The 14,629-nt window shown below is 49.8% G+C and carries 11 protein-coding genes; all 11 read left to right on the forward strand.

Going from position 1 to position 14,629, the window contains the following annotated elements; all coding sequences use genetic code 11:
* Window positions 1–19: 19 nt before the first annotated feature.
* Window positions 20–3,085: a CgeB family protein gene (locus tag BBB58_RS05510; protein ID WP_074036036.1), complete on the forward strand. Its 3,066-nt coding sequence runs from the start codon at window positions 20–22 to the stop codon at window positions 3,083–3,085.
* Window positions 3,082–5,265 carry a glycosyltransferase gene (locus tag BBB58_RS05515; RefSeq protein WP_084543042.1) on the forward strand — a complete coding sequence of 728 codons (2,184 nt, stop codon included), beginning with the start codon at window positions 3,082–3,084 and terminating at the stop codon, window positions 5,263–5,265. Before BBB58_RS05510 ends, BBB58_RS05515 begins: the two co-directional genes overlap by 4 nt.
* Before the next feature lie 127 nt (window positions 5,266–5,392).
* Window positions 5,393–6,682: a nucleotide sugar dehydrogenase gene (locus BBB58_RS05520; RefSeq protein ID WP_074036038.1), complete on the forward strand. Its 1,290-nt coding sequence runs from the start codon at window positions 5,393–5,395 to the stop codon at window positions 6,680–6,682.
* A 15-nt stretch (window positions 6,683–6,697) separates the two neighbouring features.
* Complete coding sequence (locus tag BBB58_RS05525) at window positions 6,698–7,495, forward strand: ABC transporter permease (protein WP_074036039.1); 798 nt, start codon at window positions 6,698–6,700, stop codon at window positions 7,493–7,495.
* 10 nt (window positions 7,496–7,505) lie between these two features.
* The gene (tagH, locus tag BBB58_RS05530) at window positions 7,506–8,393 is read left to right on the forward strand and encodes a teichoic acids export ABC transporter ATP-binding subunit TagH (protein ID WP_012727109.1); all 888 of its coding nucleotides are present in this window, start codon (window positions 7,506–7,508) and stop codon (window positions 8,391–8,393) included.
* A 49-nt stretch (window positions 8,394–8,442) separates the two neighbouring features.
* The gene (gene wecB / locus BBB58_RS05535; protein WP_012727108.1) at window positions 8,443–9,543 is read left to right on the forward strand and encodes a non-hydrolyzing UDP-N-acetylglucosamine 2-epimerase; all 1,101 of its coding nucleotides are present in this window, start codon (window positions 8,443–8,445) and stop codon (window positions 9,541–9,543) included.
* 81 nt (window positions 9,544–9,624) lie between these two features.
* Window positions 9,625–9,825, forward strand: a complete 201-nt coding sequence (locus BBB58_RS15350) for a hypothetical protein (RefSeq protein WP_244150683.1) — start codon at window positions 9,625–9,627, stop codon at window positions 9,823–9,825.
* Between the two features lie 18 nt (window positions 9,826–9,843).
* A complete protein-coding gene (locus BBB58_RS15355; protein ID WP_244150684.1) occupies window positions 9,844–10,101 on the forward strand; it encodes a hypothetical protein in 258 nt (85 codons plus the stop codon).
* A gap of 37 nt (window positions 10,102–10,138) precedes the next feature.
* Window positions 10,139–11,569 carry an MBOAT family O-acyltransferase gene (locus BBB58_RS05545; protein WP_074036040.1) on the forward strand — a complete coding sequence of 477 codons (1,431 nt, stop codon included), beginning with the start codon at window positions 10,139–10,141 and terminating at the stop codon, window positions 11,567–11,569.
* A 12-nt stretch (window positions 11,570–11,581) separates the two neighbouring features.
* Window positions 11,582–12,802, forward strand: a complete 1,221-nt coding sequence (locus BBB58_RS05550; protein ID WP_074036041.1) for a DHHW family protein — start codon at window positions 11,582–11,584, stop codon at window positions 12,800–12,802.
* Between the two features lie 40 nt (window positions 12,803–12,842).
* Entirely contained in the window at window positions 12,843–14,156 is a 1,314-nt protein-coding gene (locus tag BBB58_RS05555; protein ID WP_074036042.1) for a glycosyltransferase family 4 protein, read from the forward strand.
* Window positions 14,157–14,629 lie beyond the last annotated feature (473 nt).

Consider the following 14,629-nt stretch of genomic DNA (forward strand, 5'->3'; position numbering starts at 1 on the left):
TGATTTGGAGGATATGAGGATGGATTGGCAGAAAAAAGCACGTCGCGCCGCTTACCTTGGGGTACAACGGTCGAAGCGACTCGGTCGTAAAGTGTTGAACAAACGCCCGAACAAATCGCATCAACTACGTGAACTCGTACCGAACTGGTATACACGCTCACCTTACGTACACGTTGAAGGGACGGACCTTGTCTTCTCTGGGGACGAGCCGGTCACCGTCACGTACCGACCGAACGCGAGTTCAGATATCATCTCGGTGAACGACCTCGTCGAATCAGGTCAAAAGACGTTCACGGCTATGATGCGTGTCAAATCGCGCGAAGGTCTGATGCCAACGTTGACGTTAGAAGTCGTGCGTAAAGGTGGACGTACTCGTTACGTGACGGTACAGGACGGCGATCAGGTCGATGTGACGCTCGGCATGGGTGAACAAATCGTCCGGGCTCATCTTGAAGTCAACGGGGCAGGAGCGTTCAGCCTCGTCGAGCTCATGCTCGGCAAGCTGTCGCTTTGGACAGTCGAAGGGACGGCTGCGAACGTATCACTTGATGCTTTTGATTTCCGTTATCCGCTTACGTCGTCGTCACTCCGTTCTCTCAAACCACAGAGTGAGATTGCTCACTTCGACGGAGACACGCTCGTCGTCCGTGCCGAAGGGAACCAATACACGCACTATGGCGTCGATGAGATCGCGCTACCACACGTCGATACAGAACGTGGCATCGATTTTGAGACGGGTGATATGGACGATGACTTGTATCGTTTCTATTTGAAAGGGGACCGCACGGGTACAGCGGACGCCTCGCTATTCATCGCGACGTATACGGTGTCTGGGCAGGATCGTTTGATTGAAGTGCCACTCGGACTGAGCGGTATCGTCCGCATCGCACCGTCACACCGTTCCATCCGCTATTTCATCCGCGTGAACGGGTCAGGACAGCTTGAGAACTTGAATATCGGCATGATTCGCGAAAAGAGTGTCCGCCGTGAAGACGTCTTGTCCCTCAAACCGGACATGTGGACGATCCCGGCACCCGACCTCATCAAATTGAAGAGTCGAGATGACCAACTCGTCGTCCAGTTGAAAGGCGAGGACGATCAGCGCCGCTACATCTCGTATGCAGAGATGAACAACAGCTTCAAACTGCTCCCGACAGAGTTCCCGTATGAAGTGAAGGCGAACAGTCGTTACCGTGTCACGCTCGATGGTGTAGCCGATGAAGGGGCGAATGTTGTCCTCTACATCATTGCCTACTCGGCGACGGAGCGTCAGATTATGCAACAGGTTCAAATCGGAAGCGAGAAAGTCTTCTACTTTGACCGGGGCATCCGCTTCCTCCGTTTCGCCCTCCGTGTCGACGGTGTCGGAGAGGCTCAGGTCGACCGCATCCGTGTCGCTGAAGAACTCGTCAGCGATGGTACAGAAAACCCGACGTGGATGGACGTGCGCGAGGCTCGCTTCTTCGCACCAATCCCACGTGAACTACACGAACTGAAGGTCGCGGCCATCTTCGATGAGTTTACGATGGCATCCTACAAACCAGAGTGTCAGCTCATCACGTTCACACCGGACAACTGGAAGACGGTGCTCCTCGATGAGCAACCGGACGTCCTCGTCGTCGAATCGGCGTGGAAAGGGAACGCCGGTGCATGGGAGAAGAAAATCGTCAAATATGGCACGAACACATGGGAAGAGCTCGATGCGCTTCTCGCTTGGTGCCGTTATCACAATATCCCGACCGTCTTTTGGAACAAAGAAGACCCGATTCACTACGACCGTTTCATTGAGACGGCGAAGCGATTCGACTATGTGTATACGACCGACATGAACCGCGTTCCGAACTATAAAGAAGATTGTGGTCATGACCGTGTCGATGCGTTACCGTTCGCGGCGCAGCCGAAAGAACATAATCCGATCCGCTTACCAGGGACTCGTGAGCCGTATGCGTGTTTCGCCGGTTCGTATTATGCGAACCGCCACGAATCGCGTAAAGCTGACATGGACAGACTGTTCGCGGCGGCAGACAAGTATGGTCTTGCGATTTACGACCGCAACTATGCGATCAACCAACGCGGGGAGAGCGACCAACTTCAATTCCCGGAACAGTTCCGTCACTCGATTCGCGGCAGTTTGAAATACAACCAGATTGCCAAGGCGTATAAAGGGTATAAAGTCATGTTGAATGTCAACTCGGTCAACGATTCACCGACGATGTTCTCACGTCGCGTCTTCGAAGGACTCGCCTGCGCCACACCGGTCGTCAGTACACGCTCGGTCGGGGTTGATGCCATGCTTGGCGATTACGTCTTCCTTGACGACGGAGAATCTGACTTGGATGAAACATTCCGCCGTTTGATGACAGATGACTCATTCTATGAGGACATCGCGATGCGTGGTATGCGTCACGTGTTGACGTATCACACGTACACGCAACGTCTCGCGAAAATCGTCCAAGACGTCGGCATCCCGTACCGTGTCGACCACGAGAAGATTGCCGTCGTCGCCTTCATCAAGTCGCGCGAAGAGGCAGAACGCGTCGTCGCTCAGTTCGAGGCGCAACGTTATGAGCATAAACATCTCATGATGTTCCTCGATAAGTTCGAGGATCACATCGATGTATACAACACGTATAACACGCCGTCGATCTCGACGTATATGCGTAGCTACTTGACGCACTATACCTCGTTCACGGAGATGGTCGAATCGTACGATTGGGTCGCCCACTTGAAGTCGGACGATTATTACGGTCCGAACTACTTGAGCGATTATCTGCTCGCGGCACGCTACGCAGAAGCGGACGTTCTGACGAAAGAGGACTACTATATGTATGACGGTCAGCTCGTCAAACAGGACCATGACGAATCGTATCGTTATGTGTTTGATGCGACACCGTCCCGCTCAATCGTGCAGCCGTCGGCACTCCGTTTCTATACGGTGGAGGAGGCACTCCACATCTTTGAAGCGGATGAGAGCTTGAACGAGCTTGCTCGTTCTGGCAAACGCATCTTCAGTGTCGACCCGTATCAATATGTGAAAGCCGGTGCCGCCATGGATGAAGCGGACCTTCAGGAGGTAACATTATGACGAAGCAACCGCTCCGAATCCTCGTATACGGGGACGTCAATTTGAACTTGATCGACGGATCGGCCATCTGGCTCACGTCGGTCGTGCATATGTTGAACCAGGACCCGAACATCGAGGTCGACGTGCTCTTGAAGCGCTCGATTGTGAAACCGGAAGTGACGGCGTCGATCAAACAGCTCGACCGCGTCAATTTCATCGACGTCTTCACGGAAGACTCGACGAAGAAAGACGAGCCGTACTATGAGAAGAAGGTGCTCCAGCCGGAAGAGGCGGCCCAACTCATCCACGAGCTCGTCGAGACGAAACAGTATGACATGACGTTCATCCGTGGGTTCCAGCTCGCTTATGCGCTCTCCGATTATGAACATACGATGAAAAAGACGTGGACTTATCTCACAGATTTCACGCATGATTCATCGGCCGCGTCACAGGAAGAGTTGGCACGTTTGAAGAAGATTGCGGACCGTTCGGCTCGCATGCTCTGTCAGACGACGGAGATGAAGGCGTACTTCGAGACGTTTTTACAGACGCCGAAGCCGTTCCTCATCTTGAACCCGATGATCCCGAACATGCGTGAGGCGACGCCGACGTTCAAACGTCAGGCGAAACGTCTCGTCTATACAGGAAAGTTCGCGCCACTCTGGTATTCGGCTGAAATTCTCGACGCACTCGAGAAAGTACGGGTCCGGATGCCGGACGTCGAATTGAAAGTGGCGGGAGACAAGTTCAACCAAGACCCGAACAATCCGAACTTCCGTAAAGAAGTGACGCATCGTCTTCAAACGGACGAAGGGATCCACTGGTTGAAAGGTATCCCGCGTGCGGACGTCGAGACGCTCATCGAAGAGAGCGACATCGGCATCTCGTGGCGTCACCCGGACCTTGACGACAGCCTCGAGTTGTCGACGAAGCTCCTCGAATATGGGGCGCTCGGGAAGCCGGTCCTCCTTAACCGCAACAAGATGCACGAGATGTTGCTCGGCTCGAGCTACCCGCTCTTCGTCAATTCGGAAGACGAATTCATCGAAAAGGTTGAACTCGCCTTCACGCATCCAGCCATCTATAAGGATGCGGCGGAACGGCTCTACAACATGGCGAAGAATTATACGTTCGCCAGCACGTTCGAACGTCTCCGTGACGCGATTTGGGAGATGCAGAAGACGACGATCCTCTTCGCCGGTCACGACTTGAAGTTCATCCGCATGTTCATGGAACGCTTTGAGGCCGACCCGAGCTACCGGGTCCTCATCGACCAGTGGGATGGACACAAGATTCATGATGTAAATCACAGCAAGGCATGTCTCGCACAAGCAGACGTCATTTTCTGTGAATGGGGCCTCGGCAACGCCGTCTGGTACTCGCAACATAAGTTGCCGCATCAACGCCTCATCGTCCGGATTCATCGTCAGGAGAAAGAAACACCATTTCCACGGGAATATGCGCTCGACAACATCGACCGTATCATCCTCGTCTCACCGTATATGTTAGAAGAGATGCATCGTCTGTTCGGAATCCCGCGTCACCAGATGACGGTCATCTACAACGCCGTCGACGCGGACAAGCTCGACAAACCGAAACAGGCAGACGATTTGACGTTCCGTCTCGGTATGATCGGCATGAACCCGAAACTGAAGCGTCCGGACCTCGCGCTCGACGTCCTCGAAGAGCTGCTGAAGACGGACAAGCGGTACCATCTCCACTTCAAAGGACACCATCCAAAAGACGTCTATTGGATCGGGAAGCGCGAAGAGGAGAGCGCGTACTATGAGGCGCTACTGAAACGCATCGAGGAGTCAGAACTTCGCGACCACGTCCACTTCGATGGTCACGGCAATGACGTCGATACGTGGCTCCAATCGATCGGATTCGTCTTCTCGACGAGTGACTTGGAAAGTTTCCATCTCGCACCGGCCGAAGCGATGGCAGCAGGGTCATACCCGCTCATCCGCCACTGGACGGGTGCGGAAACAATTTACCCAGACGAACTACTCGTCACGGATACGTCGAAATTTGTCGATACGATCCTCTCTTATAAAGAAGATACCGAGAAGCTGAAGACGGACGCAAAAGCCTATCAGGCGTATGCCCGTAAACATTTCGCGCTCGATCGTCTCTATCGAGAGATGGAACAAATCATTTCAGGCAAAACACACGAACAATTTGCGACGACATTGTCATGAAAATGTAATTGCACCAAAGAATTGTTCAAGAGTATAATGAGTATTGTTTTATTATCGAATGTGAAATAAAATGATGGACAATGCGCTATTTAAAAAGCGCGTCAAAACATTTGGAGGTTACCACACAATGAAAGTATGTACAGTAGGTCTTGGATATATCGGATTACCGACATCGGCTGTCTTTGCGAACTATGGCGTCGACGTCGTCGGAGTCGATATCTCACAACATGTTGTTGATAAATTGAACCGTGGAGAGATCCACATTGAAGAGCCAGGTCTCGGCGAAATGGTCGCAGACGTCGTGGCAAAAGGGAAGTTCCGTGCATCACTATCTCCAGAGAAAGCAGATGCCTTCATCATCGCGGTCCCAACACCGAACAACGACGACGAGCACAAATCATGTGACTTGACGTACGTCTTGGATGCGACACGCAAAGTGTTGCCATTCGTTGAAAAAGGCAACGTCATCATCGTTGAGTCGACAATCGCACCACGTACGATGGACGACTTCGTCAAACCACTCGTTGAAGAAGCTGGATTCACTGTCGGTGAAGACATCTATCTCGTACACTGCCCAGAGCGCGTATTGCCTGGACAAATCCTTCATGAGCTCGTGCACAACAACCGCATCGTCGGTGGGATCACGACAGAATGTGCAGAAGCAGGCGCACGCGTCTACGGTACATTCGTTGAAGGTGAAATCGTGAAAACGGATGCGAAGACGGCAGAAATGTCGAAACTCATGGAAAACACGTTCCGTGACGTCAACATCGCACTCGCGAACGAACTCGCAAAAGTATGTAACGACTTAGACATCAACGTTCTTGACGTCATCGAGATGGCGAACAAGCACCCACGTGTCAACTTGCATAGCCCAGGACCAGGTGTCGGTGGACACTGTCTCGCGGTCGACCCGTACTTCATCGTCGCGAAATCACCTGACCTCGCGAAAATCATCAACTTGTCACGTGAGACGAACGTCTCGATGCCACACTACGTTGCAGACAACGTTCAGAAGTTGACTGCTGGAATCGAAGACGCGAAAGTCGCTGTCTTTGGTGTGACATACAAAGGAAACGTCGACGACATGCGTGAAAGCCCAGCGGTTGAAATCGCTGAAATCTTGCTTGACCGTGGTGTGAACATCTCTGTTCACGATTCACACGTTGAAAAATCAACATCAAGCCGTTTCGAGCTCGTTTCAAAAGAAGAAGCACTCAAAGACGCAGACCTCGTCCTCGTATTGGTTGACCACAACGAGTTCAAAGTCCTCGACTTTGCAGAGCTCAAGTCATCAATGCGTCGTCCGATGATCTTCGACACACGTAACATCGTGAAACCAGAAGGTGAAGACGTAGCGGTCGTCAACTACGGCAACCTCTACAAATATACAAAGGAAACGAATCTCGTTCTTTGATTCAGGTGAATGAACATGTTTAAATCCGCGAAAGCTATTCTTTCAGAGCTAAAGTCGAGCTTGTACTTGATTTTCCGTCTCGCCACGTATGAGACGCGAAGCAACAACTCGATGCAGTACCTCGGATTTTTATGGGAGTTCGTGACACCGTTATTGCAGATTGGAGTTTACTGGTTCGTATTTGGATTTGGTATTCGAAGCGGCAGGCCGATTGATGGCGTGCCGTTTCTGCCATGGTTGGTCGCAGGGATTGTCGTCTGGTTCTTTATTGCCTCGGCGATCACCTCGACGGCCCGGTCCGTCTATTCGAAAATCGGCATGGTCTCCAAAATGAGCTTCCCAATCTCGACGATTCCGGCATACGTCTTGCTCGCACTCTTCTATCGCCACGTGGCGTTAGTCGGTGTCTCGTTTATCTTGATGTGGGCATTCGGATTCCCGATGGGGCTACATTCGCTCTGGTTTATCTACTTGGCGTTCAGTGCGCTTGCACTACTTTACTCGCTCGCCTTGATTACGTCCGCGCTCACGACAATCGTGCGCGATCTTCAAAACCTTCTTCAGTCGATGATGCGGATGTTGATGTATTTGACACCGATTTTTTGGGTGCCGTCGGCGAAGCTCGCGAATATCCTACAAATCAATCCGCTCTATTATTTAGTCGAAGGATATCGGTCGATGTTCCTCGGAACCGACTGGTTGGCGACTAACTGGGCTTACGGTCTCTATTACTGGGCCATCGTCTTCGTTCTCTTCTTCGTCGGGTCGATGATTCATTTGCGTTTCCGTCGACACTTCATCGATTACATTTGAGGAGGACCTTATGTACCAGGTTAAATTTGAAAACGTATCGAAACGATATACGCTTTATAACAAGCAATCTGATAAGCTGAAAGAGATCTTCTTCAGTAAAGCAGGGGGCAAACAGTTTTACGCGCTTCGCAATGTCACATTTGAAGTTCCACCCGGGGAAGTGGTCGGGATTATCGGCATTAACGGGTCAGGGAAGTCGACGATGTCGAACTTGTTGGCTGACGTCATGCCGCCGACTCACGGGAAAATCGAACTTCACGGAAAGACGGCGTTGATTGCGATCTCTTCTGGTTTGAACGGCAACTTGACTGGGCTCGAGAACATCGAGCTCAAAGGGTTGATGCTCGGGATGACGAAACAGGAGATTATCGATTTGACACCGGCCATCATTGAATTCGCCGATATCGGTGACTTTATCAATCAGCCTGTCAAGACGTACTCGAGCGGGATGAAGTCTCGTCTCGGATTCGCCATCTCAATCAACGTCGACCCGGACATTCTCGTCATCGATGAGGCGCTCTCGGTCGGGGACCAAACGTTCACCGACAAGTGTCTCGCCAAGATGAACGAGTTCAAAGATCGTGGGAAGACGATTTTCTTCATCAGTCACTCGGTCTCACAAGTTCGCCAATTCTGTACGCTCGGCCTTTGGCTCGAGTTCGGAGAAGTGCGCGAATATGGACCAGTCGATGAAGTCGTTCGGGAGTACAACAAGTTTTTGAAATGGTTCCGCAACTTGTCTAAAGAGCAACAAGACTCGTTTAAAGCCGACAAGCTCAAACGTCGTACGACGGTCGTCGATGCGACAGAGCTCGGAGAGACATACATCTTACCGCCTTTGACAGAAGAACAACTACAAACACGCCATTCGTCGGTCGCTGTATCGAACGAAGCGTGAGCAATTGGGAGGAGGAAGCACGGCGAAGTCAGACCGTGCGAAACGACCTATGAAAAAAGTCATGACCGTCTTTGGGACGCGACCAGAAGCCATCAAAATGGCACCACTCGTACTTGAGTTGAAAAAACGTGAAGGGGTAGAACCGATTGTCGTCGTGACAGCGCAGCACCGTCAAATGCTTGACCAAGTGCTCGAGTTGTTCGAAATCAAACCGGACTATGACCTCGACATCATGAAGGACAAGCAGACGCTTTACGATGTCACATCACGCGTATTGAAAGGGATGGGCGAGGTCATCGCTGAAACGAAGCCAGACATCGTGTTGGTCCACGGGGACACAACGACGACATTCGCGGCATCACTCGCAGCCTTCTACAACCAAGTCGCAGTCGGTCACGTTGAGGCTGGCTTGCGCACACACAATAAATATTCACCATTCCCGGAAGAGATGAACCGCCAATTGACGGGTGTCATGGCTGACCTTCATTTCGCACCGACGGAAACGTCGCGTGACAACCTCCTTCGTGAAGGCAAGAACGAAGAGATGATCTTCGTCACAGGGAACACGGCAATCGACGCACTCAAAACGACAGTCCGCGACGACTATGCGAGCGAATTGCTCGACAGCATCCGTTCACAAGGTCGTCGTCTCGTCATGTTGACGGCACACCGTCGTGAGAACTTGGGTGAGCCGATGCGTAACATGTTCCGTGCGGTCCGTCGCTTGATCGAGAAGTATGATGACATTGAAGTCGTGTATCCGGTCCACATGAACCCGGTCGTTCGTGAACTCGCTAACGAGATTCTTCACGATGTCGAACGCGTCCACTTGATCGAACCGCTCGACGTCTTCGACTTCCATAACTATGCGGCGACGTCGCACTTGATCTTAACGGATTCAGGTGGCGTACAAGAAGAAGCACCATCTCTCGGTGTACCTGTCCTCGTCCTTCGTGACACGACAGAACGTCCAGAAGGTGTAGCTGCAGGAACACTCAAACTCGCAGGGATTGAAGAAGAAAACATTTTCTCACTCGCGGATGAGCTCTTGTCTGACGAAACGGCATACAAAGCGATGTCACAAGCATCGAACCCGTACGGTGATGGTGAGGCGTCACGTCGAATCGTCGATGCCATCCTTGCCAACTAAATGAAAACGAATAGAGTTGTTTTGTGCCCGGCACAGCAACTCTTTTCTGTATCATTATCCTAATGATTCGGAGGTGCTTGCATGTCAACGAAGCGAATTCGTCCGGCGATTTACCATTACTATCCGCGTGGACCACATAAAAATCATATGTCGATGCGCGAAGAGGAATACAAGACAGAGGTCACTTTTTTACCTCAATCGCTAAAGGACTCGATTTATGTTCAACTATTTGACTTGAAATTTGAAATTCCCCCATCGAAAATCTTTTTGGCTGATGCCTAGATGGATGAAGGGGAAGAGATGGAAGTCAACACATCCGTTTATGTCGAAGGCGACCGCGCCATCCGACTAGAATTGTACGTCATGCAGTATTCAGACGAAGAACGTTTATCGAATAAGCGTTTCATGCTCACATTGAACCCAGGGGTGAACCCCGTTGTAGAAGTCGTCAAACAGATGGAAGATGCCAAGTATTTCAAGATGTCCTACAAATACATCGTAGAAACGCTTGAACCGACCACTGTACGATTTGATGATCTCTATGTGACGTTCCGCTAAGCGGAGCAAGTCTTAAGGGAGAAAGGGACCATACGGTATGTTATTTAGTTCCACGGTATTCTTATTTTATTTCTTACCGGTCGTGCTGCTGCTGTATTTCGTATCACCACGCTGGTTAAAAAATACGATTTTACTCGTCACAAGTTTATTTTTCTATGCATGGGGTGAACCACGGTTCGTCTTAATCATGCTCGCATCGATCGTCATGAACTATGTGTTCGGCTTTATGGTCGACAAGTATCGTGATGATGCAAAGAAAATCAAATGGACGATGGTGCTCATGCTTCTCGGGAACCTCGGGATGCTTGGGGTCTTCAAGTACGCGAGTTTCTTCGTTGAGAACGTCAACTCGGTATTTGGCTTCTCGCTGAACGACCCGGATATTCCTCTTCCGCTCGGGATTTCATTCTTTACATTCCAAGCGATGAGTTATGTCATCGATGTGTATCGAAACGATGGGCGTCTACAGAAGAACTTGTTTGACTTGGCACTTTACGTATCGTTCTTCCCACAATTGATTGCCGGACCGATCGTCCGTTATCAAACGGTCGCAGATGAAATCGTGGACCGCCGTGAGACAGTCGATGACTTCGTCTCTGGGATTCAACGATTCGTCATTGGTCTAGGGAAGAAAATGATTCTAGCGAACAGTTGTGGATACGTCGCGGATCAGGTATTCAGTCAATCGGCTGGGGATTTGTCGACGACACTCGCCTGGATCGGTGTCATCGCTTACTCGCTACAGATTTACTTTGATTTCTCAGGTTATTCGGATATGGCGATCGGTCTCGGTCGGATGTTTGGGTTCCATTTCCTTGAGAACTTCAATTATCCGTATATTTCAAAATCAGTGTCTGAGTTTTGGCGTCGCTGGCACATCTCACTTGGGAGCTGGTTCCGAGATTATGTGTACATCCCACTCGGCGGGAATCGACAAGGCCCATGGAAGACATATCGTAACTTGACCATCGTTTGGTTATTGACCGGGGTATGGCACGGTGCGAGTTGGACATTCATCGCATGGGGATTATACTATGGGATTTTCATCATGCTCGAACGGGCATTTCTTGGGAAATGGCTTGCCGCATGGCCGGCATGGCTCGCCCACGCGTTCACGCTCTTCATCGTCGTCATCGGTTGGGTATTCTTCCGTGCCGATAACTTCACGTACGCAACAGAGTATCTGCAAGTGATGTTCGGATTACACGGAGGTGAAGTATTCGATCAAACGGCATATTACTACATTGTTCAGTACGGTGTCGTGCTTGTCATCTCGATGATTGCTGCTACACCGCTTCCGAAAATGCTAGTCGCCCGCTTCTTGCGTCATGAAGTGAGTACGGATCGTCCTGTGCTTGCTGCAAGCGCTGGTCTTGCACGAGCGGCGTATATCATGCTCATTTTCGGTATCTCGATTTCATATGTCGTATCGAGTACATTTAACCCATTCATTTATTTCCGGTTCTAAGGAGGGCTGACAATGGAACAACAAACCAAAAGCGAACAAGTCCGTTCGAAAAGGCGGCGCCTTTCTTGGGTGGTCAACAGTATCCTATTGATCGGCTTCCTTGGCACCATCTTTTATGGACTCGCCGTTTACGCCTTTGGCACCGAACAAGCACGTTCGGATAGTGAGGGACGGATGCTAGCACAGCGCCCGGATCCATCTGTCGAGACGATTCTGGATGGAACGTATATGGAAGAGTTCGAGGCATCAGCAAACGATCAGGTGTTTGAGCGTTACATGTGGATTGAGACACAAGCTTGGGTGCAACGTAACGTTCTGCAACAACAGATGAACAACGGTGTCATCAGTATCGATGAGTTCTTGTATGCACCAGATCCTGTGGCGAGCGACTATTCGTCACTTGGGGTCTTCTTTAAAGAATTACAAAAAGAGATGAGCGAAGCTGACATTCCATCTTATTTCGCATCGGCCCCAAGTAAACCGGTCTATGCGACAAGACAAGGAATCTTCCCAGATTACATCGAGTCGGCAGATGCAGAAAACCGCGGACAGCTTCATGCTCGTCTTGAAGAGAATGAGATTCCGCTCATCGACTTAGAAGAAACGCTCGGCGATCAGCCAGGAAAAGATATTTACTTTAAGACGGATCACCACTGGCGTCCGGAAGGGGCATTCATGGCTTATGAACAAATCATGGAACGCTTAAGCGAGCAGTTCCCTGATGCTCCTGCCTTATCGATGGAGGATATGGAAATCAAATCGGTAGACGGTCCGTTTTATGGATCTCATGCCCGTGAAATTTCGATGCCTTACGTCGAGTCACCTGATCAATTTACTTACCTTGAACCGAAAGACGGATTTACTACGACAGTCTGTCGAAATGGCGACGACTGTGGTCATTCGGTCCTAGATACGGATGTCTTGAAGAACTCGACGAAATTCACGAACTACTACAACTTGTTCATGGGTGATAACTATGCCCAATCGAAAATCACACAAAACAAAAAAAAAAATGATTATCACTTGCTCGTCTTAAAAGATTCGTATGCGAACCCGATGCTTGGCTATCTTGGAGAGTCATTCGGAACGGTGTCAGCGCTTGATGTCCGTTACTTCGACGACTATGATGTCAGCATTGCGGATTATGCAAAAGAAAATGAGGTAGATGCGGTGCTGTTCGTTCACAACGATCGCATCCGTGGTCTTGGTTCGATGTATCAAGAAGGCTTGTAACCCTAATCAATCGATTACGGAGAAAAGGTAGGTGCTCATTATGAACATATTACTACCGGTGTTTTTTCACTCCTTATTGGGAGGATTACACCTCCATATCTTATCTTCTTTGAAAGTGTTTCTACGAGAGGGGCATGAGGTGACCGTTGTCTGTAAACCTGGTCCCTTTGCCGATGAAGTAAGGAAAATCGGCGGGCAAGTCGTCGAGACGGACTATTCGAGTGAGGACGTGCAATGTGTCATCGATCAAATCCGATCACAGCCGTTCGATGTCGTGTATGCGCATCCGTTCGACGCGCGTCAATTTGGTCTCGCGGTGGCGGAGGCGAACGCAATCCCGTTCATCCTCGTCATCCACGGGATGTATTATGATGAGATTGAGCAGTATCATCCGAGCGTTTCGCGAGTGATTGCGGTATCGGAACGGATTGCTACACACCTGACTGAGCACTGTCCGGAAATCGAATCAAAACTTACTGTCATCCCGAATGGGGTCGATTCGACTTTTGTTCCGTCGGAGGAAACATCGTCATCAGAACGTATCGTGGGCTTATTCACGTCTCGCCTGGATGCGGACAAACTGTTTATACTAGATGTCTTCTTAGATGCACTAGAAGACGAGAGGGTGCGGTCTTTACCGATTGACTGGTTGATTATCGGTGACGGAACACAGCGAGATAAATACGCCGAGCGTTATGAAGCTGCACTGGCAGGGACAGGTCAGAACATCGAATGGCTTGGGTGGCTAGAACAAAGCCAACTCCCTGAAGCGATGCGGCGTGCCGATTTCATCATCGGTCCCGGACGGTCTGCGCTGGAAGGGATGGCACTCGGTAAACCGACCATCGCTGTCGGGAGCAAAAGCTATCAAGGCTTGGTCACTCCTTCGACGTGGCAAGATATCGCGAGTACGAACTTCGGAGGCATCGGGAATAAGTATGAAGGGTATTCACCAGGACAAATCGGTGAGGCGATTCTCGAGTTGATGGATGAGACGAAGCGACGGGACCTTGCGAGCTTCTCGGCTACACTCGTCGATCAACATTTTCGAGACGAACAATCGCAACAACGCCTACTCGAGGTGCTTGAACAGGTGATAGAAGAAGGTGCTCGAGAAATCGATTTGGTCGAGCGTTACCCTCATATTCGTTATGATCAACTTCATGCTCGTCGTTCGAACCGAATCTGTTCATGGAAATTGACAGATCGGGAACAACGACTTGAAGAGACACGCGATGAATTAGTGACGACCAAACGACAGCTCGACCAACTGCTTATGATGAATGAGGAACAGTCGTTGGAAATCGAGAAGCTACGTATGGAACTTCAGCGATTATCTAATGAAATGGAATAGCGACTTATGGAAAGAGAACTTCGAATCAGAAGTTCTCTTTTTGAATATAGCGAACTTCTTCATTGTTTATATGATAAATATCACCAAAAGTATTCTACAGCCATAATAGTCAAAATAAGTATTTATTATGTAAATTTTGTATTATTTATATTACAAAATTTACATATTTATTTCGTTTTCGGGGTAAAAATGATTAACACCTTAGAGGCACGCACATCATGTATACCTGTCGCCTTGTTTTTAGTAAAGGAGGATGCATAAATGAAAAAAGTCGTTGCTCTTTTTTTGTTTTTTTTCTTACTTTTTTGATTTACCGTTGTACCAGGGTCGAAGGTTGAGGCAAGTTCATCTGTGACCCATGTCTACTCACCAAAATCGTATACACACTATGGAGGAGTTACGTATGCGGTTAAGAAATTTACTAAAACAAAAAGTGTGAAAGTCAAATTATCTAACGGGCGGTACGCTTATCG

Source organism: Exiguobacterium profundum (assembly GCF_001909285.1).
GTDB lineage: Bacteria > Bacillota > Bacilli > Exiguobacteriales > Exiguobacteriaceae > Exiguobacterium > Exiguobacterium profundum.